Genomic DNA, 22,917 nt, shown 5'->3' with positions numbered 1-22,917 from the left:
TCCTATTAGTTAAACAGTTCCTCCGGAACAAACCATAAACCATTGTTATTCTTGTCTAAATATTCTTTGAATTCATCGGAGTGGTAAGCAGCAACGATATCTTTTGCCCACTGAGCATCTTTATTTTCCTCTTTTACAACGACCTGCAGAATCAGATGCGGCAGAATGTCTTCCTGAAGAAGGGCAGTGGATGGATCGATTCCTGCATTGTATACAATACTTCCGGTGATAACCGCATAATCAAAGTCATCTAAAACAGCTGGAATATTGGTGGAGTTCATTTCGGTAAATTCGATGTTGTAAGGGTTTTCCGTGATGTCTGCCTGGGTGACAGTGGAGAGATCCACATCCGGGTTTAAGGTGATCCATCCGGCTTTCTGTAAGAGTACATAAGCGCGGGCTGTGTTGGCGGCATCGTCTGGAACGGCTACTTTGGCACCGTCTTGAATGGCGTCCAGAGAGGTTTCGGTGGCAGAAAAGATGGCAGCCGGAACGGTAGGAATCGGGGAAATCGGGACCAGGTTACCCTTCTGGGCTTCGTCGAAATTTTCGGCATAAGCGGTATGCTGCTCTACATTGAAATCAATTTCGCCGTCATTTAAAGCAAGGTCATTCTGGAGAAGGTCAGAGAAATCAACCTCGGTGAGTGTATAGCCCTCTTTTTCCAGAATTGGTTTGATGGCATCCTCAAATAAGACAGTGTACGGACCGGCAGCTTTTCCGTATTTGAGCTCCTTCTTATTAGAATTGGAAGCATCGGCGGAAGCAGCAGATTCGGCGCCGGAAGAAGCAGCTGCAGTATCAGCAGCGGAGCTTCCAGCATCACTCTTTGAGCAGCCTCCCAGAACAGCAGCTGCGAGGATCAGACCGGCGGTCAGTGTGGTTCTTACATAGGCTTTTACGTTTTTCATAATGGGGTTCTCCTTTTTTCGTTTTGTTATTTTGTATATAAAATAATTTAATAGCTTTTATGATATAATTTGGTTTACTGATGTGTCCGTCTCTTTTGTGACAGCCGGTTTCCCAGACTCTGGATGATCCAGACAAATGCAATCAGGATGAAAACGGTCGCAAACATCAGCGGGAAGTTAAAGGTCTGATAGCCGTAGGTCAGGGCGATGTTTCCGATGCCGCCGCCTCCGATGTAGCCGGCCATCGCAGTTGCTCCGATGAGGGCGATGGTGCCGGTTGTCAGAGCCAGGATAACCGAAGCAAATGCTTCTGGAAGCACAAAATGAACGATAATCTGGAACGTGGTCGCTCCCATCGACTGGGCTGCCTCGATGATGCCGCCGCCGACTTCCAGAAGCGATGTCTCAAGAAGTCTTGCTAAAAATGGGGCGGTATAGATAACTAATGGCACGATAGCCGCCCTGGTACCGATCCGGGTGCCGACGATGATTTTCGTAAAGGGCATTACACATACCAGAAGGATGATAAACGGTGTGCTTCGGATGATGTTGATGAAACCGTTTAAAATCGTGTAAAGCAATGGATTTTCCTTGAGCCCGCCTTTGCGGGTCAGCCATAAGACAATGGCGATGAAAAATCCGACGATGGAACCGATAATCAGGGAAAAACCGACCATATACAGGGTTTCCCAACCGGCCTTGATGAGTTTGTCCGGCGAAATGCCTAAATACTGCTGAATCATGGTAATACAACCTCCTTATATTCTTCGTTTGATTCGAGAATGTAGCGCTCGGCTTTTTTGATTTCCTCGTCGCTTCCGATGAAGAGAACGAGCATGATGCCGACAACAATGCCCTGAATAACGTTGATGGTGGAGTAGAGAATGTTGGTTTCCACCTCAAACCGCCGGTTGATATCCCAGAGAAGCGGCTCGGTGCTGTCTGTATTTTCCAGCTTGATGCGGAGCAGGCGGCTGTTCCGCGTTTCTCGGCGGATGCTCTCGACGAGCGGTTCCGGAATAACGTCGTGGATGAGATTGCCGACAAACCGTTTGGCGATATCGGACTGCGGGTCTGAGAAAACCTGAATGACAGAGCCCGTTTCTACGACTTTACCGAAATCCATGACGGCGACTTTATTACAGATTTTCTGGATGACATTCATCTCATGTGTGATAATCACAATTGTAATATGAAGAGTTTCATTAATCTTCTTTAGCAAATCGAGAATGGAATCGGTCGTTTTCGGGTCGAGGGCGCTGGTCGCCTCATCGCAGAGAAGAATCGACGGATTATTTGCAAGTGCCCTTGCGATACCGACGCGCTGTTTCTGTCCGCCGGAGAGCTGTCCCGGATAGTAGGACTTCTTATCGGAAAGTTCGACGAACTCCAGCAGCTCATTCACACGCGTTTCGATGTCTTTTTTGGGGGTGCCGTTTAGTTTCAGGGCAATCGCGACGTTGTCGTAAATTGTCTTGGATTCCAGGAGGTTGAACTGCTGGAAAATCATTCCGATTCCTTTTCGGAGGCTGCGAAGCTCTTTTGCACTCAGGCTTCCAATGTCCTTATCTTCAACGAAAATCTTTCCGGAAGTCGGTCTTTCCAGGGCGTTTACCATTCGGATCAGGGTGGATTTTCCGGCACCGCTGTAACCGATGACGCCGTAGATATCGCCCTTTTCGATTTCGAAGGACACATCCTTCAGTGCTTCAAATGCACCGTCTTTCGTCTGGAATGTTTTACTTAAATGTTCAAATCGAATCATTTCTGGTCTCCTTTAACTTTGTTTATCTGGGGAAGCACATTTTTAAGGGATAATTCCTGAAAAATGACTTCTGTATGTGTCGCGTTTTTTTATACGAATGATATATCTGGATGCAATATAAATATTCAATTTTGCATACTGAAATATAAATGGGTACAAAAAAGGAGGTCTGGTTGTCCAGACCTCCTAAATTGGATTGTATCTATCACTTTCCAGTGAAAGCAAGATGAGAAAAACCTCATGAAGATATCATCCAGTTATCTGTCTGCACAACAAAAGTAAGAGTGTCACAGCAACAGCAGCACATACACTCCATACAACAACACATAGCAGACATAACTGAATAAGATGTTCTCATGATGGTTTCCTCCTTTCCTTAAAATTCATAAACGATTATAAAAATATATTTCCTACTTGTTTTGTGGGTTTTAAATGATAGCTCTTATTATAGCGCGGAAATGAGATTTGTCAATCATTTTTTATTTCATAGGAAATTGTGTCCTATGAAATAAAAAACGCTCCGCGAGAATGTGCCAAGGCACATTCTTTTTCATATCATCCAATACCGCCCAATGCGATGCCTAATATTAATACCAGCGCACATACCGGAATATAAATATAGCGGCACACCGGTACAAACCATTTTGTAAAATTCTTTTCGCGACCTTTGTTGACCTGCGTTTCTGCATAGTCTTTTCCGAATACCCAGAAGAACATGATTCCGGCGAGTCCGGCACCGAGAGGGCAGATGTAGATGGAGAGAACGTCCATCCAGTCGGAGACGATGCCCTGGATTAACAGGGAGACGGCAGCTCCGATGATACCGATAACTGCGCAGGCAGGGACGCGGCCGAGGTGGAGTTTTTCCTGGACGGTGGCGATCGGTGCTTCGTAGAGATTGAGCAGGGAGGTCATCCCGGCGAAGAGAACGGCTACGAAGAAAATAATCGCGATCAACGTACCGCCCGGCATTGAGCGGATGAGGTTCGGGAGGTAGATGAAGAGAAGTCCCGGACCACCCTGATCAAGTTTTGCGCCGGTGGTTGCCATTGCCGGGATGATGACGAGGGCGGCGAGAATCGCGGCGATCGTATCAAACAGGGCAACCCGCGCGGCGGATGCCGGGATGTTTTCCTCATCGGAGAGGTAGGAACCGTAGATTAAGGTTCCATTTCCGGCGACGGACAGGGAGAAAAATGCCTGCCCCAGTGCGAAAATCCATGTTTTTGGGTCTGCGAGGATCTCAGGATCGATGCGGAAAATGTAGCGGTAACCCTGCATCGCACCCGGCTGGAATGCTACGTAGATGCCTAAAAAGACAAACAGGATGAAGAATACCGGCATCATCAGCTTGTTGGCGTTCTCGATTCCGCTTCCGACGCCGAACATCAGAATCAGAATGCAGAAGAAGAGGGCGGCAAGCTGCCAGCCATTGTTTCCAAATGCGGACGCCATAGAGCCGAAAGCAGAGGCAAAACCGTCTGTGTCGGCCGGGGCAAGCGTGGCACCGGTAAAGGCTCCGATGGCATATTTTAGGATCCAGCCCATGACGACGGTATAGCCGATCGCCATCGCGAGGGAACCGGCTGCCGGGATGAAACCGAGCGCGTCACCCAGTTTGCGCCTGCCGCGTGTCTCGCAGGCAGCGCCGAACGCGTCGATTGGACCGGAGCGGGTGCCGCGTCCCAGGCACATTTCCCCGATGACACCCGTGGAGCCGATCAGGGCGACGAAGATAAAGTACGGGATCAGGAACGAGCCACCGCCGTACAGGGAGACGCGGGTGGGAAACATCCAGAGATTTCCCATACCGACCGCCGAGCCGATACAGGCGAGGATGAAGCCCCACTTACTGTTGAAAGATTCTCTTTTTTCCATGAAATTGTAACTCCTCAAACATTATATAAGATTTGCCGCAAATATCTAGAAGTCCGCCGATTGGAAGCGGTCAGGCAGATGTTTGCATAAGTCCATCTATTATACCAGAAGAGAGGCATTGCTTTCAAGTGGCAGAGCGCGCGAATCGTATGTTTTAGGGGAAAAGGCGATCTAAAGTAACTGCCGGTGAACCGTTACAGGGAAATACCTTGATTTATAGGGTGGAAAGATGGTATTCTATAGAGGACGGCAGCGGCGGGCTTTGGGAGGGTGGCGCCGCGGCAGAGCAGATTCGAAAAGGAGAAGGTAGCACAATGAAAAACGCAAACAGGATTCCGGAGACGTTTCAGACGGATGCGGAATACAGACAGTGGATGGAGCGCTGGCAGCAGGAGGCGCGGGAGGCGACGATCGAGGGATTTAAGCAGAATCGTAAGTTAAACGGCATGACACAAACGGAGCTTGGCAGAAAGGCGGGGATTTCCCAGCCGAATATCACCCGCTTCGAGAGCGGCAGCTACAATCCGTCGCTGGATTTTATGGTAAAGATCGCAGCGGCGATGGGGAAACGGGTACAGATTACATTGGTAGATGAATAAGAGGCGTGCGCCGAGGCGCACAGGGACCATTTGGGGAATAAACAGGGGAGACAGCGGTGTGTGTGAGGCTGTCTCCCCTGTTTTTAATGAGTGCATTTCAGCGACGATTCAATAAACCGTGAAATCATATTCCACTCATAGCTCTGTTCCAGCCACGCAAATTTGATCGGGTACCGCGCTTCTTTCCCGAGCGTAAAGACATGGAGTGTATCCAGCTGTTCCTTGCTGAGAATAGAAAATGCGAGGTTTTTTGGGCTGATGCAGGCACCTTTTCCCATCGCGCAGAGGGCAAGCAGGGTAGCGATGTTGTCAGAGCAGGCATGAACCGAGGGGACGAAGTTGTCTGTCGCGAGGATATTCCGCCCGATGCGTCCGACTAGATCATGTTCACGGTTTAGGAGAAACGGACATGGAGCCAGAAGGGAGTAGCGGTGATGGCGGCTGACTTCCTGGATAATGGCTTCGGTCTGTTTGCCGTAAATGTTCTGCAGCAGGGCAGTGGAGACGATGAGAACCATCTCTTCCTCATAGAAATCCCGCAGAATGATGCCGGGAATGCGAACTGAAAATTGGCGATCGCCAGATCAATTGTGCCGTCCAGCAGGTATTTTTGCAGCACATCGTTGGAAGATTCGATGAGTTCCACATCCACGCCGGGATATTCCTTTTGAAAGGCGGCGATCAGCTCCGGCATGATGGCGTGTCCGCGCGTGAATGCGATGCCGATCCGCAGTTTTCCTGTCTGGTTATTTAAAATATCGCCAAATTCGTGAAGCATACAGTCATATTTTGTATTAAATTCCGTTGCATAGCGCAGAAATACCTCCCCCGCATAGGTAAGCTCCAGCGGGATGTGACGGATTAGGAGCGGACATCCAAGCTCCCGCTCGATTCCGGCGATATGGGCGCTTAATGTCTGCTGGGTAATATGCAGCGCATCGGCGGCCCTAGTGAAGCTGCGGTTTTTCGCAACCGCGGCAAAATATTCCATTGATTGAAAATTCATATTCGAATGACTCCTCTTTTCCCAAAACTTTCATCTTAAGTTTCTAAAAAGCATCTGACTATAAAAGTGGTCCTTCCAACTCAAACACTGTCCGCTGCAGCTGCGCGATTAGCAGGCTGGCAGCTGGGGACGCTTTTTTTGCTGACGGAATCCGGACGCCGAGCACGCGCTCCATCGGCGGATTGAGTGGCAGCCGGACAACATTTTTAGAAATATCGCGGACGACCAGCTCTGGCAGGATGCAGACCCCCAGGTTGTGGCTGACCATCGCGAGCATGGAGTAGGTGTTCTGCGAGGTAAACGACGGCTTTGGCGGTGTAATGCCGAGCTGCTGGAACTGACGCAGCAGGTCATTTTCACCTTTTTCTTCTATATAAGAAACCTTGGGGAGATCTTTTAAGTCAAAGCGCTCATATTCTGCATAAGGGGAATCGTTCGCGCAGACAGCCAGGTAGGGCTCTTTTTTCAGGGGAAGCCAGTCCATCTTTCCGTCCGGGTGGGGACCGACGATGCCGAAATCGATGGAGCCATTTTCCAGCCATCCTTCAATCTCCTGTGAACACCCCTCCAGCACTTCCACGGTCATATCCGGGTAATCGGTAAGAAACTTTTTGAGGGCGGGCGGCAGCCATTGGACGGAAGCGCTTAAGTAAGCGCCGATCCGGATGTGCCCGGTCTGGACACCCCGGATGGAGGCAGCTGTCTGATCAAAATATTCCGCCGCTGCCAGCGTCCGCCGGATCGGGGAAAGCAGTGCCTCGCCGTTCCGCGTCAGGGCAAGTCCTCTCTGGGAACGCGAAAACAGGGAAAACCCGAGTTCTGTTTCAATATTTCGCAGCATATGGCTTGCCGCCGACTGTGTGTAACCGTTTTTCTGGGCGGCACGCGTCAGGTTATTTTCTTCTGCAATGGCTAAAAAAAGCCGCATATCTTTGAGATCCAAAAAATACTCCCTCCATTTTCGTAATAAGCGTTCGGTCTGATTCATAAAATGTACAGAGCTGACAGATACCAAAGGAGGATGAGAAGATTTGTAAGAATTATGTAGAATACGAATCTGATTCATACGGAATATCCGGGCGGATTACATGGGTGCGTGTGCGGCGGACATTCATTCCGATGGCTCTGCCAAGTGTCCCTAGTATATCATATTCGTGAAAGAAATGGGAGAAAAAGATAGAAATATGCCCACGATCTCAAATACAACATAAAAAATTCATCTAAATGAAACACACAAAAAGTTAAAAAATAAACAAATGGTAAACAAAATTCATGAAACTCCGAAAGAAAATGGACAAAATTCTGAACGGGAGTCTAACGGAAAATGGCGCAGTTGTAGACAAAATATCATGATATCTTGTGCATTTATACTAATTGACGCTCGAAAAAGTGCAATTTATTTCATGAAAAAAACAGAGGGATTCATGATTCTATGCTATATCATGAAAACTCTGCATAATAAATTCAAATAATTTTGTTGAACAAATTTCACTTTAGTGATATAATTTTTTCAAAAGCAAGAAGTTTTTTGAGCGAATTGAAAAACTTGCTTAGCCAGCGCGCGGCACTACATCAAATAAAGGGGGAACTTTATATGGAAGCAATTAACAACATCGTCAGTATGTTGAACGGACCCATTTGGGGCGTTGGAATGTTAGTTCTGATTGTTGGTAGTGGTTTATACTTTACAATCCGTCTCGGCTTTTTCCAGTTTGTTCATTTTAAAGATATGTGGAGCCGAATCATTGACAAGTCGGAGTCTGAATCCGGTATTTCTTCATTCGCATCCTTCTGTACAACCATGGCGATGCGTGTTGGTACCGGTAACGTAGCCGGTGTAGCCGTAGCTCTTTACATGGGCGGACCTGGCGCACTCTTCTGGATGATCATCGCTGGTATGACAAACTCTGCTGTTTGCTTTACTGAGTGTACATTATCCGTACTTTATAAGAACCGTATCGATGGTCAGTATCGAAGCGGCGGCGCTTACTGTGCTGAGAGAGGTCTTGGCTGGAAAGCTTATGGTACCTTCTATGCAGCATTCTTCGGACTGGGCGTTGTATTATTCATGCCGGCAGCAGCTACCTTTACATCTGCGATGGATTTAAGAACGCTTTAGGTATTCCGATGTGGATTTCGGCTCTGGTTATCGCACTGGCTATGGCAGTTGTAGTTATGGGTGGTGTTAAACGAATCAGTTCTGTAGCATCTATGCTGGTTCCGCCGATGGTAGGCATTTACCTGATTGCAACCGTTGTTATCTTAATCGCAAACGCAGGTCAGATTCCGAGCGTTATCGCTCAGGTTGTATCCTGTGCATTTGGTTCCAAAGAAGCTCTTCTGGGCGGCGGCGTTGGTATCGCTATCCAGCAGGGTGTTAAACGAGGCACATTCTCATCTGCATCTGGTATGGGTGAGTCCATGCCGACCGCAGCAGCAGCAGAGACCAGCCACCCGATTAAACAGGGTATGGCAAATGCAGCTGGTGTTTGGCTGGATACCGTTATCGTATGTACCGCTTCTGGTCTGATGATGCTCTTAAGCGGATGCTACAATACACAGTTTGGTTACATCGGTGGTACCGGTGCAATGCACGATCAGATGGCTCAGTTAGCAGCAGATGGAACATATGGCGTTATTTTCGTTCAGAATGCTTGCAGCACCGTTATGGGAAGTATTGCTCCTCTGTTCATTGCTATCATGCTGGCTCTGTTCTCCTTTACATGCTTAATCAGCTACTATTATGAGGGCGAGACTTCGGTTCTTTACCTGTTCCAGGGCGATGATAAAGCAGCTACCCGTAAAGTAGTTATCAGAATTATGCAGATTGTTATGCCTATCCTTATCTTCATCTGGGGCAATATCGATTCCGGTCTGGCTTGGAATCTTTCCGACCTTGCACTTGGTGGATCTACATGGATCAACATGTTAGTTGTACTGCTTCTGTCTCCGAGGTATTTGCACTGTACAAAGACTACGAAGAGCAGATGAAAGCAAAGAAAGACCCGTACTACAACCCGGATAAGCTTTGCTGGAAGGGCGTAGACGTTGAGATGTGGAAAGACATCAACAAAAAACGTATCGCAGAAGATAAATAATCGAATGTGAATCGTTACATATTATTAGATATAGAGCTTAACTCCTAGAGTCTAATATAAAAGGCAGTCCCTGTCGTGTGGCAGGGGCTGTTTTTTTGCTATTATATAGATAATGTCTATGATAGAAATGGTAATTTTTTGTAAATTGTCATTGACGATCCAGCCGCCGCGCGATACAATCAACCGCGAAAGGCGGTAATGGTATGGTACAGAAAGTGATTCGGGATCGCCTGGATGCGATCCTTCATTGGAATATATCCCTGGTCGGGGGATTTCTCGGAGCCTATGCGATTTTGCTTCATGCCGGAAACTTTGGCTCTGCTCAGACAGGCAACCTGATGGAGATGGGAGCGGAACTGGTATCGATGGAATGGTTTAACGTCCTTCTGCGTCTGGCTGCGCTGGTGCTGTTTGGACTGGGCGTGGCATCCGCATATCTGCTCACGAACTTTACGAAAATAAACATGCGGAAACTTGCCCTCTGGGTGGATGCGGCTGCACTGGCACTGGCATCGAGCTGCCGCTTGAACCAGCGCTGGTCGGAATTTATCCGATTTTCTTTGCATCCGCATTTCAGTGGGGCGTCTATTCCGGTGCCGACGGATTTAACAGTGCGACGATCTTTATGACGAACAACTTCAAACAGTCGGTGCTTGGCTGGCTGCAGTACGGTCTGACAAAGGATAAGGAATTTAAGAGAAAAGCAATTCTTTATACCTATACGGTCATCAGCTTTTTCCTGGGCGTGGTACTCGGAGCGTGGGCGGTCGGTCAGTTCGGCATCTACAGCGCCTATGTAGGCTTTCTGCCATTGGCGGCTGCGAGAACCTTTATCGCGGTCGGTACGGCTCCGCTTGAAAGCGAGACTCCAGAGGAGACGGCAGTCGAGGCGGCAGAGGAGATGGAAGAAGCAGAGAAGCTGGAGAAGGAGCAGAAGCTGTAAAGTCTGTTCCCTGCAAGTTTTCTACAGGATGAGGGAAAGAAAAGCGGCAGGAAACAGGCTTCGGCGGGAACAGGATGCGGAAAAATGCAGGCGTTTAAGAACAGCAAACGTGAAGCAGTGGACAGATTTAATGCTGGTGATATTGCTGCTGTAGAAATTTTCCCAGTATTCCTACTCCCTGATATAGCGCCGCAGACATAATACATAAAAGAATAATACTCATCACAACCATATCCATCTGGAATACCTGTGAGCCGTAGATGATCAGATATCCGAGTCCCTGTTTGGCAGCGAGAAATTCACCGATGATGACGCCAACCAGGCAGAGACCGATGTTGACCTTCATGTTGGCGAGAATCAGCGGGATTGAGCCTGGCAGCAGGACTTTGGTTAAAATATGAATCCGGTTTCCTCCGAGGGACCGGATTAATTTGATCTGGTCGGGATCCATCGAGGAAAATCCGTTGTGGAGTGTCAGGATCGAGCCGAAGACAGCGACCGAGATGGAGGCAACGATGATCGTGCGGATGTTGCTCCCAAGCCAGACGATGAGAATCGGGGCGAGGGCGGATTTCGGCAGACTGTTGAGCATGACGAGATACGGCTCCAGAATCTCTGAAAGATTCCGGCTCGACCAGAGGAGAACCGCGCCGATCAGCCCGCAGAGGATGACCAGTGTAAAGCTGATCAGCGTTTCATAGAGCGTCACGCCGGTGTGGATGAGGATGCTTTTGTCCTGCATCATCCGCAGGAAACAGCGCACGGTGCGTGACGGGGAACTAAAAATAAACGCGTCGATGAGCCCCAGCCGGGCGCTCATTTCCCAGCATATTAAAAAGAAAACGAATAAGAAAATCCGGCAGAAGAGAACCAGACGGCGCCGATGGAGCTGGCGGCGGAGGTAGGCTTTCTGAGCGGTGGATTCTTTCTTACATTTCATACTTTTTGCCCTCCCCTTGCAGTGTCTTCCATAGTTCATTGAAATAAAGAGAAAAAGCCGGATCATTCCGGCGTTCCAGCGGTCGGTTAGCGGACAGCGGGAAAGTAACCGGCAGGATGCGGCAGATGGTTCCGGGGCGTTTAGTCAGAACCAGGATGCGGTCGGCGGCACTCACGGCTTCGGAGAGGTCGTGGGTGATCAGAATCGCTGTTTTGCGGCTCTCCCGGATGATGGTGCTGATATCGTCGCAGACGGTTAAGCGTGTCTGATAATCGAGCGCCGAAAATGGTTCGTCGAGAAGCAGAAGCTCCGGTTCCAGCGCCAGTGTCCGGATCAGGGCGGCGCGCTGGCGCATTCCACCGGATAGTTCGGAGGGGCGGGAATGCTCAAATTGTTCCAGTCCGTAGATTTTTAAGAGCCGGTGGAGGCGGTCTTCCGCGGCATGATCCATTTTTTTCTGGATTTCCAGCCCGAGGGCAGCATTCTGGATGATCGTCCTCCACTCGAAAAGCTGGTCGCTTTGCAGCATATAACCGATGCGGCACTGGCTTTTCGAGAGCGGAACCCCATTTATAAGAATGGAACCTTCTTCCGGCGGCAGGAGCCCGCTGATTAAGGAGAGCAGCGTGGATTTTCCACAGCCGGACGGTCCGACAATGGCGATAAATTCGCCGGTTTCTACCTGAAATGATATATCAGAAAGGGCTTTCGTCTCCCCGGATATCGTGTGGTAGGAGTAGGAAAGCCCGGAAACTTCCAGAATGGGCGGCATAAGCAAATACCTGGGTAACTGTGTATCAGTGGGACAGTTACGCTCCTTGAAACATCCTTACTTTAATAATATGCGGAAGTGAAAAGCCGGGTTACTGTATACGGGTAGGCACTTTTGGAACCGAAAGTGCCGTAAGAAAACGTGATGGCAGCAGGAATTTGCCGTATTGAAATGCGAAGCCACGGCAAATTCCGTTACTGGACACGCATACGTGCCCAGTAACAGCCGGATTACAGGTTGTGTGAGAAGCGCCTTGCCTTGGTTGACCCGTGTGGAAAATAGATGGTATAATAAAAATACAGGTAACTGTGGAGAGGAAGCGCTTATAGGCAGGATACAGGGGGTATTTATGATACGCAGATATACAGTGGCATTGATGCAGATGGATACGCAGAATGATAAAGGGAAAAATCTGGAGACGGCATGCGCCTGGATTGACGAGGCGGCGGCAAGGGGAGCGAAGCTTATTTGTTTCCCGGAGGTGATGAATCTGATCGGGAAAAATATCGGTGAAGGTGGCGGACGCGAGGAGATTCCAGGGTACACGACCGAGCGCCTCTGCGCGAAAGCGAAGGAACACGGCATCTATATTCACGGGGGCAGTATCACGCAGGCACTTCCGGGGGAAAAGCGATCGGCAAATACGAGTGTGCTGATTTCGCCGGAGGGGAAGATTCTGGCGACGTACAGCAAACTGCATATGTTTGACATCACGCTGGCGGACGGCACGCCGTACCGGGAGTCGGACCGGGTTAAACCGGGCGATTCGATTGTGACGGTGGAGACGGATCTGGGTGTTTTGGGAATGTCGATCTGCTATGATGTGCGTTTTCCGGAGATTTACCGGCTCATGGCGCTTCGCGGGGCGCAGGTTATCTTTGTTCCAGCCAGCTTTACGATGCCGACGGGAAAGGATCACTGGGAGGTCCTTCTGCGGGCACGGGCGATCGAGAACGGCTGTTACATTGTGGCAGCGGGACAGATTGGACAGAAACCGGCGTATGCAGCATACGGCAACAGCCTGGTGGCAGATCCGTGGGGAACGGTAATTGCACGGTCAAAGGATGCACCGGGGATCACCTATGCGGAGATTGATTTAGATTATCTGGATAAGATACGGAAACAGATTCCGTCGTTGGAAAACCGGCGGAGTGATTTGTATGAGGTGAGTGAGAAGAAGTAAGGCGTGAATATTTTCAGCCGGCAAAATGGCGGTGGACGGAAATGAAAAACGGGTGTATTCGGGCAAATGGATAAAAAGGATAGAGAAAAATGGAGTCCAGGGGGGAAAACCATGGTAAAGGTGTTTCTGGTAGAGGATGAGGCGATTATTCGGCGCGGTATCCGGGATAATATTGACTGGGCAAGCCACGGATTTGAATTTGCGGGGGAGGCGGGCGACGGCGAGTACGCGTATCCGCTGATATTGAAGGCACAGCCGGATATTCTGGTGACGGATATCAAGATGCCGTTTATGGACGGGCTGGAGCTGAGTCGCCTGGTGAAAAAGGCGCTTCCGCGCACGCGGATCATCGTGCTCAGCGGCTATAATGAATTTGAATATGCAAAAGAGGCGATCAAGATAGGAATCAGCGATTATCTGCTGAAACCGGTATCCTCGGCGGGACTCATCGATGCGTTGAAAAAGGCGGCGGACGAGATCCGGGAAGAGCGGGAAAAATCAAAGCTTCTGGAGAGGTATTTTGTCAGCTACGAAAAATATACGGAATTTCTGGACAAAACGGATTATAGCGGCGTTGACCGGAAGCTTATCAACGATTTTTTAAAGCTCGGCTCAGTCGAAGAGTGCAGTCCGTTTGTCGAGGAGTATTTTGCAGCGATCGGTGAACATAATTACAAATCGCTCTTGCTGCGTCAGTATATGACGATGGATATTTTTTACTGTGTGCAGGAGTTTTTGAAGAAATTGAAAGCGGAGTCGCCGGAGGTTCCGGAAAGTGCGGTTGACATAAAACGGGTTCCGAAGGTGATCGAGAGCGTGGAGATGACGAAAGCCTATCTGATCGATGAGTTTACGGTTGCCCTGCAGGCGCGTGACCGGGCATCGAACGACCGTTATGGCAGCGTGATTCGGGATGCAAAGGAATATATCCGGGCAAATTTCAGCCAGAGCGACCTGTCGCTGAACCGGATTGCCGCGCACATTGGCGTCAGTCCGAGCTATTTCAGTTCGATTTTCAAGCAGGAGACGGGGCAGTCCTTTGTGGAGTATCTGACGCAGGTGCGGATGGAACGGGCATGTGAACTTTTGAAATGCACCTCCTACCGGACGTCTGAGATCGGGGAGCAGGTGGGATACAACGATTCACACTATTTCAGCGCGGCGTTCAAAAAAGCGATGGGGCAGTCGCCAAAAGAGTATAAGGCGAGCCAGACGCGGCAGGAGTAAGGAAGGTATGTACTCTCGGAGTCTTTCTGCACTTGCTTTTGTGGCTGATTTTCCGCCAGCCGCACCCGAATTTCATCAACGTACGCACCGCGTACGCCTCAGAAATTTGGGCACAACTGACAAAAAATCATCTCACAAAATCATGCACAGAAAGATTCCGAAAGTACATAGGTGTTCAAAAAGGGAGGAAAGATATGGGAGTGGAGCAGGGGCAGATTGGAAAAACAGAAGGGATGGCAGAGGTAAACAAAAATCAGGATCCGGGCGCTGATTCATTATCTGTTGCCCGTCCATATCGCCCTCTTTCTCTCCGCGCCCGTCTGATCCTTCTCCTTTTCGTGATTGCCATTCCATTGACAGGCATGGCGCTCGGATTCCAGAAGATGATCGCTTCCTATTCTGCTTCCTATGACGCGATTCTGGCGAATCTAAAGACGGCGAATGAGTACAACATAAAGTTCAAATCGGATATGGAGTATTCGATGTACCGTGTTATGATCGGGCTGATTGACGCGGAACAGTTCGAAAATGGAGATATTGTTGAGGGCGAGACGAAGTATGCGACGGTGGTCAAGAATCCCCACAGCCTGATTGCGTCGGCGAGACAGGCGTTCGGAACGGCGATCGAGCGGGAACCGGGGTCGGACTGTGATATCAAGATAAGGGGTATCCTCTCCTGTCTGGATTCCCTGGAGCGGGCAGTGGATAAAATGATTGGAAATGCCGCCGCCGGTGGATATTACGATGAAAATGTCAATATCTGGGAGAATGACATCCAGGGTCTGTGCTCGATGATTCAGGATTACATCACGCAGTATACCTATTATGAGATGATCAACATGGAGCAGCTTCAGAAAGAGCTGAAGGTGCAGATGGCGGATCAGATGCAGAGCTATCTGGCGCTTCTTCTGGTGGTGCTGGTGGTCGGTATGTTTCTGGCAGTCACGATCACGAAATCCATCACGGAACCGCTGCAGCAGTTACAGAGGACGGCAGAACAGCTCGGTCGCGGGAACCTGAATGCGAGGGCGAGAACGGGCGGACTGGAAGAGATCAACGTGCTGGCACGGGCGTTTAACCAGATGAGCGACCGCATCCGGCGGCTGCTTGATAAGACGAGGCAGGAGCAGAAGAACCTGCGGGAGCTGGAGCTGCGCCTCCACCAGGAGCAGATCAGTCCCCATTTCCTCTATAATACACTTGATTCGATCGTATGGATGGCAGAGGGCGGCAACAACCGCCAGGTCGTGGAGATGACGACGGATTTAAGCGACTTTTTTCGCACGGTTTTATCGGGCGGGCGCGATTTCATCACGATCGAGGAGGAAGAATCACACATCCGGAGCTATTTAAAGATTCAGAAGATCCGGTACGAGGACATTCTCGACTATTCGATCGAGATCGAGCCGTCCATCCGGCACCGGATTGTGCTGAAAATGCTGCTGCAGCCGCTGGTGGAAAATGCCCTCTACCACGGTATCAAAAATAAGCGCGGCGGCGGATGCATTGTGCTCCGCGGCTATGAGGATCGGAATGGGCTTGTCTTTGAGGTGGAGGACGATGGGATTGGCATGGATGAGGCGGAGCTTGCCGCCGTGCGCGCCAAGCTGACACTGGAGCCGGAAGAGGAACTTGCCCCGATCGGCAGCGGCGGATTTGGGTTACATAATGTGGCACAGCGGATTCAGATGTATTATGGCGATCAGGCTGAGATCCTGGTTGAATCTGAAAAGAATATCGGCACCTGCTTTAAGGTTTATTTGGGAAATCAAAAAAAATCATAACTTTTTCGAAAAAAATTGTAATTTTTTAAAGACATACCCGGAAAAACACAGAAAACGACAAACATCGCAAAAAAATAATATACCTTTTTCCAAAGATGCCCCGTATCCATGATGCGGGGTACTTTGTTATAATAAATACGCAAAAACAAATATATTGGGTCTTATAAGGAGGAAACAGTATGAGAAAAAGATTAGTGTCCGCAGCTTTAGCAGCAGCAATGGCGTTATCCATGACCGCTTGTACAAGCAATCCGGCTGAGAAAGAGACGGAGGCAGCAGCTCCGGCTGATACAGAGGCAGCAGAAGAGGGCGAAGAGAAAGAAGCGGCAGCAGACGGCGATCTGATTACCGTAGGTTATGCACAGGTTGGTGCTGAGTCTGACTGGAGAACAGCCAACACCGAATCTTTCAAATCTACATTTACTGAGGAAAATGGTTACAAACTGATTTTCGACGATGCACAGCAGAAACAGGAAAATCAGATTAAGGCAATCCGTTCTTTCATCCAGCAGGGTGTTGACTACATCGTAGTTGCTCCGGTTGTTGAGACTGGCTGGGAGACCGTTCTGGAAGAAGCAAAAGAGGCTGGTATCCCGGTTATCCTTTCTGACCGTCAGATGCAGCTTTCCGATGACAGCCTGTATGAGGCATGGGTAGGCGGAAACTTCGTAAAAGAAGGCGAGACCTGCGGCGAATGGCTGGCTGATTACTTAGACAAACAGGGACGCGGAGACGAAGAGATCAACATGGTTACCATTCAGGGTACCATCGGTGCATCCGCACAGGTTGGCCGTACAGAAGGTATGGACAACAAGCTGAAAGAGCACTCCAACTGGAAGATGCTTGACAGACAGTCTGGTGAGTTCACACAGGCAAAAGGACAGGAAGTTATGGAGTCCTTCTTAAAGAGCTATGATGACATCGACGTTGTTATCTGTGAGAATGATAACGAGGCATTTGGCGCCATCGATGCTATCAAGGCAGCTGGCAAGACCTGTGGTCCGGACGGCGACATCATCGTTGTAAGTTTTGACTCTGTAAAGGCAGCTTTCGAGTCCATGATCGCTGGTGACTTAAACGCAACCTCGAGTGCAACCCGCTTCATGGTCCGCGTGTAGCTGAAATCATCCAGAAGCTGGAAAAAGGCGAAGAGGTTGAGAAGATTCAGTACGTAGACGAAGCATACTTCGATACAAGCATGGATCTGGAAGAAATCTTAAAGACAAGAGCTTACTAATTCGATTTTGAATGGTATTTTTAAATGTAAATAATCGGACAGGCAATCGCTTTTGACCGTAAGTGAATGAGTGTCAGACCGGAGGTTTCGGCGGACGGCAGGCACTTGACAATCAGGAGGCGCGGGGCTGGAGGCTTAGGTTTCCGTCCCTGCGCTTTCTTTTTCAAAAAATAAGGAGGCAAAGCTTTTATGGAAAAGGATTCCGTTCTTGAGATGAGGCATATTTATAAGACATTCCCGGGTGTAAAAGCTCTGCAGAATGTGGATTTTACCTTAAAAAAAGGCGAAATTCATGCCCTGATGGGGGAAAATGGCGCAGGAAAATCCACGCTGATCAAAGTCCTGACGGGTGTAGAGGAGTTTGAAACAGGGGAAATCATGATAGACGGCTGCGATCATGCGATCATCAACCGCAGCCCGCAGGAGGCACAGAACCGGGGCATCAGCACCGTGTATCAGGAAGTCAATCTCTGTCCGAACCTGACGGTTGCAGAGAATCTGTTTATCGGACGCGAACCGCGAAAAGGCGGATTGATTGACTGGAAAACAATGAATAAAAAGGCCAGCAAACTGCTGCAGGACCTTGACATACATGCAGATGTAACACAGACGATCGACAATTATTCGATTGCAATTCAGCAGATGGTAGCGATCGCCCGTGCAGTCGATATGTCGGCAAAGGTATTGATTCTTGATGAGCCGACTTCATCTCTCGATGATGGGGAGGTAGAAAAGCTCTTTAATCTGATGCGCCGCCTGAAATCTGAAGGCGTCGGCATCATATTCGTTACCCATTTCCTGGAGCAGGTGTATGCAGTCTGCGATAAGATCACTGTTCTTCGGAATGGGCAGCTGGTAGGACAATTTACGACGGCGGAGCTTCCGAGAGTCCAGCTGGTTGCCAAGATGATGGGAAAGGATTTCGATGATCTGGCAGCGATCAAGGATTCCAAGAGTGAGGAGAAACACGGCGAAGCGGACATCGTCATCAAGGCGGTGGGACTCGGAAAGAAAGGATACATAAAACCGTTTGATCTGGTGATTCACAAGGGTGAAGTCGTCGGATTTACCGGGCTTCTGGGTTCGGGACGTTCTGAGACGGTCCGTGTTCTCTATGGAGCGGAAAAGCCGGATGAGGGCGAGCTGAGCGTCAAGGGAAGACCGATCGCGGCGCGCCACCCGCTGATTTCGATGAATGCCGGCATGGCATATCTGCCGGAGGATCGGAAAAACGAGGGTATCATCGCGGATCTATCCGTGCGTGAGAACCTGATCATGGCACTTCAGGCAAAACGCGGTATGTTCCACCTGCTCAGCCGCAAGCAGCAGGAAGAATTTACCGATAAATACATTGATATGCTGCAGATTAAGACCGCCAGCCGTGAGACACCGATCAAATCACTCTCCGGCGGCAACCAGCAGAAGGTAATCATCGGGCGCTGGCTTCTGACAAACCCGGATTTCCTGATTCTGGACGAGCCGACCCGTGGTATCGACGTCGGAACCAAGACAGAGATTCAGAAACTGGTCGTAAAACTGGCAGAACAGGGCATGGCAGTCGTGTTTATTTCTTCCGAGATCGAGGAGATGCTCCGTACCTGCGACCGCATGGTCGTTATGCGCGATGGTGCAAAGGTAGGAGAACTTTCCGAGGATGAGATGAACCAGTCCAACATTATGTCAACCATTGCAGGAGGACAGTAGCTATGAAAAATATGACGTTCAAAAAAATTACCTCGCAGAGGCTGTTTCTCCCGATTTTCTGCCTTGCGCTGGTATTGCTGGTAAATATCGTCACGACGCCGAACTTCTTCGCGATCGAGGTGCGGAACGGCGTTCTCTACGGATACTTAATCGATATCATCAACCGTGCGTCAGAGCTGGTGATTCTGGCAGTCGGCATGACGCTTGTCGTATCGTCCTCCGCTGGAACAGATATTTCCGTCGGCGCGATCATGGCGGTCAGTGCGGCAGTCTGCTGCAACCTCTTAACCGGCGGCGAGCGCGCAGCAACTGCATATGCCAATCCGCTGATTCTTGGCTTCCTGGCAGCGCTCATCGTCGGCGCGGCGATTGGCTGCTTCAACGGTTTTCTGGTTGCAAAGTTAAACATCCAGCCGATGGTAGCGACTCTTATCATGTTTACCGCCGGGCGCGGTATCGCCCAGCTGATCACGGATGGACAGATCACATACGTGCGCGTGGACAGCTACCGTACCCTGGGCGCTTCCCTTCCGGGATTCCCGGTTCCGACCCCGTTTATCGTGGCGGTCGTCGTTGTGGCGCTGACTTCATTACTCTTGAAGAAAACGGCACTGGGTATGTACATCCAGTCGGTCGGTATCAATAAACGGGCGTCCCAGCTTGTCGGCATCAAGTCGGTTATGATTATTTTCCTCACCTACGCGTACTGTGGACTCTGTTCCGGTCTTTCCGGTCTGATTGCTTCCAGCCGTATCTACTCGGCGGATGCGAATAACATCGGTCTTAATATGGAACTGGATGCGATCCTGGCAGTTGCCATCGGCGGAAACTCCCTCGGCGGCGGTAAATTCTCGCTGGCAGGTTCCGTCATCGGCGCGTATACAATTCAGGCGCTGACGACCACCCTGTATGCGATGCACGTATCCTCGGATCAGGTTCCGGTTTACAAGGCGATCGTGGTTGTCATCATCGTAGCACTCCAGTCACCGGGATTTGCTAGATGGAGAAAATCCCTGGCACAGAAAAAAGAACTGGGCGCGGCAGGAAAGGAGGCGGCATAAATCATGAAAGAAAAGAAGAGATTAAATCAGAACACGTTCCTGCTTCTTGTCACGATCCTGCTGTTCTTCGTGATGTACGCGATCGGCTGCGTGCTCTTTAATGCACAGGGCTTTGCCAAGACACAGAACTTCTTAAACCTCTTTATTTCCAATGCGGGTCTGATTGTCATCGGTATCGGCATGACGATCGTCATGATCACCGGCGGTATCGATATCAGCGTCGGTTCCTTCGTGGCGATGGGCTGTATGATGTTGGCATGGATGATGGAAAAAGGCGGTATCGGTGCGGTTCCGGCGGTTCTCATCGTGCTGGTGACCGGGATTGTCTTTGGTCTGGTACAGGGATTCCTGGTTGCCTACATGGATATCCAGCCATTCATTGTTACCCTGGCGGGTATGTTCTTTGCCCGCGGCATGACTGCGATCATTTCCAAGGACATGATCAGTATTACGAATGAAACTTTCATGGCATGGGCGAAGATGAAACTTTATATTCCGTTCGGCGGCTATCTCAACAAAAAAGGCATGATGATTTATCCATATATCTATCCGACGGTTGTGATTGCGCTGGTTCTTCTGGTTCTGGCATTTATCATGCTGAAATATACGAAATTTGGACGCAGCATTTATGCGATCGGCGGCAACGAGCAGTCAGCGCTGATGATGGGCTTGAATGTGCGCCGGGTAAAACTGAAAGCCTATATCCTGGACGGTTTCCTTTGCGGCGTCGGCAGTGTCCTTTTCTGTCTGAATACGCTGGGCGGCTTCGTTGAGCAGGCAAAGGGCTTCGAGATGGATGCGATAGCTTCCTCTGTTATCGGCGGCACGCTCTTGACCGGCGGCGTCGGTAATGTATTCGGAACTCTGTTTGGCGTCCTTATCAAGGCGACGATCGAGGCATTTATCACTTTCCAGGGAACACTTTCTTCCTGGTGGACCCGTATCACGATCGCGGCGCTTTTATGCTTCTTCATCGTGCTTCAGTCGATCCTTGCGATGGTAAAGAAGAAAAAGTAGAAATTCTCTTCCGGAGACAGACAAACCGGCATGAATGTCTGGTATGACAGCATCAAGATAGAACAGTCAAAATGACGGGAAATATCCATGCAAAGAGAGAGAAGACATCTGAAAAAAGTACAGTACATATTAGAAACAATATAAAGCTGTATTCTCTTGATTCGACATAATTCGAGAGGAAATCAGCAAACCTATACATGATGCATAAATATTTAGCGAAAACAGCCGCTTTAATTTATGCATCATTTGTATTTCTGCTAAAATGATGTCAAAATCAGGCGTTAAATTTATAACAATATACAAAATAAAATACAACTTTATGAAAAAATGCTCTTGTATTTACTTGCACAATTTGTCCTGGATTGTTATAATAAAGTTACTAAAAGTTGTGAAAAGCAACAAAGCAGTGCGGCTGGGGTGCCGCTTGCAAAGAAAATTTTATGGGAGGTAGTTAGAATGAAAAAAATGTTCAAACGTGCCGCTGCATCCATGACAGCAGCAGCGATGGCAGTGAGCATGACCGCATGCGGCGGCTCTGGAGCAGCAAATGCGACACAGGCAGCAGATGCTTCTGCAGCAGAAGGAAGCGAGGCAGCAGCTTCGACGATCGACAACAAAGACATTAAGATCGGTGTTTCCATCTGGTCCTCCACCGATGTACTTGGTTCCCAGTGTAAGCTGATCATCGACGAGGCAGCAAAGGCTCTGGCGTTCAGGTTCAGTATGTTGACCAGGGTCATGTGTCGGAGAAAGTTACCGCATCCGTAGAGCAGTTAGCAGCAGCAGGATGCCAGGGTATCATCATCTGCAACTCTTCTGATACAGAGATGACATCCGCTATTAAGACATGTAATGACAATAAAGTATATCTGGCACAGTTCTTCCGTGTTATCAGCCAGGAGAACAGCAAGGATATCTATGATTTAGCAACCGCATCACCGTACTACATCGGCGCTGTTCATGAGAACGAGCCGGAGAACGGTGAAAAATTAGTTCAGATTCTTCTGGACAAGGGCGACAGAAACATCGGTCTGATCGGCTGGGAGCAGGGCGACGCTACCTGGCTTGGCAGATGGGAAGGCTACAAAGCTGGTGTTGAGAAGTGGAACGCAGAGCATCCGGATGATCAGGCAAAACTGTCTGAGCCGCAGTACGCAGGTACTTCTTCTGAGGGTGGTTCCAAGGCAGCAGAGGCTCTGATGTCCGCAGATCCGACTCTGGATGCACTGATTCCGGCAGGCGGCGGCGGTGACCCGCTTCAGGGCGCTATCGCAGCAGTTGAGCGTGCAGGCAAGACTCAGGATATCGACATCGTTTCCACAGACTTCCTTCCGGATCTGGGCGAGAGACTTGAAAATGGTTCTATGGCCGGTGAGTCCGGTGGACATTACTGCGATCCGCTTATCGCTTTCATGATGGTTTACAACGCAATCAAGGGCAACTACACAGGTATCGAGGGCAACTTCGAGGATGTTCCGTTCCCGTATCTGTATGTATCTTCTCCGGACGACTACAAAGCATATGAGCAGTACTTCGTAGATCAGCTTCCATACACCGATGAGGAACTGGTAGCTATGTCCGAGCTTAGCCTGGATGACCTGAAAGCAACTGCAGCTGGTATCTCCATCGAGGATGCTGCACAGAGAGCAGGCAACTAATTAGTTCAGAAACTGATTCAAATTATAGAATTTTAAGAGGCTGAATGTAATAGAAAAGGCCGGTATCGCACGGCGCGATGCCGGTCTTTTCTTTAAAAGAAAAAAGAAACTGAGCAGTTATGAATGAGGTATAA

The 22,917-nt window shown here is 49.4% G+C and carries 19 protein-coding genes and 2 pseudogenes; 13 read left to right on the top strand and 8 right to left on the bottom strand.

What is annotated here, in order from left to right; genetic code table 11:
• Positions 1–5: 5 nt before the first annotated feature.
• The 4 genes from DWX76_RS11235 to DWX76_RS11220 all read right to left on the bottom strand — a co-directional run bounded on the left by DWX76_RS11235 (position 6) and on the right by DWX76_RS11220 (position 4,554).
• On the bottom strand, positions 6–911 hold the full coding sequence (locus DWX76_RS11235) for a MetQ/NlpA family ABC transporter substrate-binding protein (RefSeq protein ID WP_118570694.1): 906 nt from the start codon (positions 909–911) through the stop codon (positions 6–8).
• A 74-nt stretch (positions 912–985) separates the two neighbouring features.
• Positions 986–1,654: a methionine ABC transporter permease gene (locus DWX76_RS11230; protein WP_022360002.1), complete on the bottom strand. Its 669-nt coding sequence runs from the start codon at positions 1,652–1,654 to the stop codon at positions 986–988.
• Complete coding sequence (locus DWX76_RS11225) at positions 1,651–2,676, bottom strand: methionine ABC transporter ATP-binding protein (RefSeq protein WP_022360003.1); 1,026 nt, start codon at positions 2,674–2,676, stop codon at positions 1,651–1,653. The genes DWX76_RS11230 and DWX76_RS11225 overlap by 4 nt, the downstream gene beginning before the upstream one ends.
• 555 nt (positions 2,677–3,231) lie before the next feature.
• Positions 3,232–4,554, bottom strand: coding sequence for a sodium-dependent transporter (locus tag DWX76_RS11220; protein ID WP_107000612.1), 1,323 nt, complete (start codon positions 4,552–4,554; stop codon positions 3,232–3,234).
• A 314-nt stretch (positions 4,555–4,868) separates the two neighbouring features.
• On the opposite strand from DWX76_RS11220, the gene DWX76_RS11215 reads away from it, so the two are divergent.
• Positions 4,869–5,153, top strand: a complete 285-nt coding sequence (locus DWX76_RS11215) for a helix-turn-helix domain-containing protein (protein ID WP_022360005.1) — start codon at positions 4,869–4,871, stop codon at positions 5,151–5,153.
• A gap of 394 nt (positions 5,154–5,547) precedes the next feature.
• Here the strand turns inward: DWX76_RS11215 and DWX76_RS11205 are convergent, their stop codons facing one another.
• Positions 5,548–6,159 carry a LysR family transcriptional regulator gene (locus tag DWX76_RS11205; protein WP_118570692.1) on the bottom strand — a complete coding sequence of 204 codons (612 nt, stop codon included), beginning with the start codon at positions 6,157–6,159 and terminating at the stop codon, positions 5,548–5,550.
• 58 nt (positions 6,160–6,217) lie between these two features.
• Positions 6,218–7,102, bottom strand: a complete 885-nt coding sequence (locus DWX76_RS11200) for a LysR family transcriptional regulator (protein ID WP_181986224.1) — start codon at positions 7,100–7,102, stop codon at positions 6,218–6,220.
• Between the two features lie 651 nt (positions 7,103–7,753).
• Between DWX76_RS11200 and DWX76_RS14555 the strand changes: the two genes are divergently transcribed.
• The 3 genes and pseudogenes from DWX76_RS14555 (at position 7,754) to DWX76_RS11190 (ending at position 10,200) form a co-directional block, all read left to right on the top strand.
• Entirely contained in the window at positions 7,754–8,278 is a 525-nt protein-coding gene (locus DWX76_RS14555; RefSeq protein ID WP_243022556.1) for an alanine:cation symporter family protein, read from the top strand.
• An 8-nt stretch (positions 8,279–8,286) separates the two neighbouring features.
• On the top strand, positions 8,287–9,150 hold the full coding sequence (locus tag DWX76_RS14550; RefSeq protein WP_243022555.1) for an alanine:cation symporter family protein: 864 nt from the start codon (positions 8,287–8,289) through the stop codon (positions 9,148–9,150).
• 310 nt (positions 9,151–9,460) lie between these two features.
• Positions 9,461–10,200, top strand: a pseudogene (locus DWX76_RS11190) (YoaK family protein).
• Positions 10,201–10,327: 127 nt separating this feature from the next.
• Here the strand turns inward: DWX76_RS11190 and DWX76_RS11185 are convergent.
• Together DWX76_RS11185 and DWX76_RS11180 are read right to left on the bottom strand one after the other, a co-directional pair.
• Complete coding sequence (locus DWX76_RS11185; protein WP_107000597.1) at positions 10,328–11,140, bottom strand: ABC transporter permease; 813 nt, start codon at positions 11,138–11,140, stop codon at positions 10,328–10,330.
• Complete coding sequence (locus DWX76_RS11180) at positions 11,130–11,912, bottom strand: ABC transporter ATP-binding protein (protein ID WP_107000596.1); 783 nt, start codon at positions 11,910–11,912, stop codon at positions 11,130–11,132. The genes DWX76_RS11185 and DWX76_RS11180 overlap by 11 nt, the downstream gene beginning before the upstream one ends.
• 349 nt (positions 11,913–12,261) lie before the next feature.
• Between DWX76_RS11180 and DWX76_RS11175 the strand changes: the two genes are divergently transcribed.
• From DWX76_RS11175 to DWX76_RS11140, 9 genes and pseudogenes are all read left to right on the top strand, one after another.
• Positions 12,262–13,095: a carbon-nitrogen hydrolase family protein gene (locus tag DWX76_RS11175; RefSeq protein ID WP_118570691.1), complete on the top strand. Its 834-nt coding sequence runs from the start codon at positions 12,262–12,264 to the stop codon at positions 13,093–13,095.
• A 111-nt stretch (positions 13,096–13,206) separates the two neighbouring features.
• Complete coding sequence (locus tag DWX76_RS11170) at positions 13,207–14,322, top strand: helix-turn-helix domain-containing protein (RefSeq protein ID WP_118570690.1); 1,116 nt, start codon at positions 13,207–13,209, stop codon at positions 14,320–14,322.
• Positions 14,323–14,516: 194 nt separating this feature from the next.
• Complete coding sequence (locus DWX76_RS11165; protein WP_118570689.1) at positions 14,517–16,106, top strand: sensor histidine kinase; 1,590 nt, start codon at positions 14,517–14,519, stop codon at positions 16,104–16,106.
• 179 nt (positions 16,107–16,285) lie between these two features.
• A pseudogene (locus DWX76_RS11160) lies at positions 16,286–17,343 on the top strand (ABC transporter substrate-binding protein).
• Positions 17,344–17,532: 189 nt separating this feature from the next.
• Positions 17,533–19,047 carry a sugar ABC transporter ATP-binding protein gene (locus DWX76_RS11155; protein ID WP_118570688.1) on the top strand — a complete coding sequence of 505 codons (1,515 nt, stop codon included), beginning with the start codon at positions 17,533–17,535 and terminating at the stop codon, positions 19,045–19,047.
• Positions 19,048–19,049: 2 nt separating this feature from the next.
• Entirely contained in the window at positions 19,050–20,108 is a 1,059-nt protein-coding gene (locus tag DWX76_RS11150) for an ABC transporter permease (RefSeq protein ID WP_118472223.1), read from the top strand.
• A gap of 3 nt (positions 20,109–20,111) precedes the next feature.
• Positions 20,112–21,125, top strand: coding sequence for an ABC transporter permease subunit (locus DWX76_RS11145; protein ID WP_107000590.1), 1,014 nt, complete (start codon positions 20,112–20,114; stop codon positions 21,123–21,125).
• Between the two features lie 456 nt (positions 21,126–21,581).
• Positions 21,582–21,893, top strand: coding sequence for a hypothetical protein (locus DWX76_RS14545; RefSeq protein WP_243022554.1), 312 nt, complete (start codon positions 21,582–21,584; stop codon positions 21,891–21,893).
• On the top strand, positions 21,866–22,783 hold the full coding sequence (locus DWX76_RS11140) for a substrate-binding domain-containing protein (protein WP_243022553.1): 918 nt from the start codon (positions 21,866–21,868) through the stop codon (positions 22,781–22,783). Before DWX76_RS14545 ends, DWX76_RS11140 begins: the two co-directional genes overlap by 28 nt.
• The last annotated feature ends 134 nt before the right edge of the window (positions 22,784–22,917 follow it).

The sequence above is a fragment of the Clostridium sp. AF21-20LB genome (genome assembly GCF_003478795.1).
Lineage (GTDB): Bacteria > Bacillota > Clostridia > Lachnospirales > Lachnospiraceae > Otoolea > Otoolea fessa.
The sequence above is the reverse complement of the archived record's forward strand: the minus strand, read 5'-3'. Positions and strand labels throughout refer to the sequence as shown.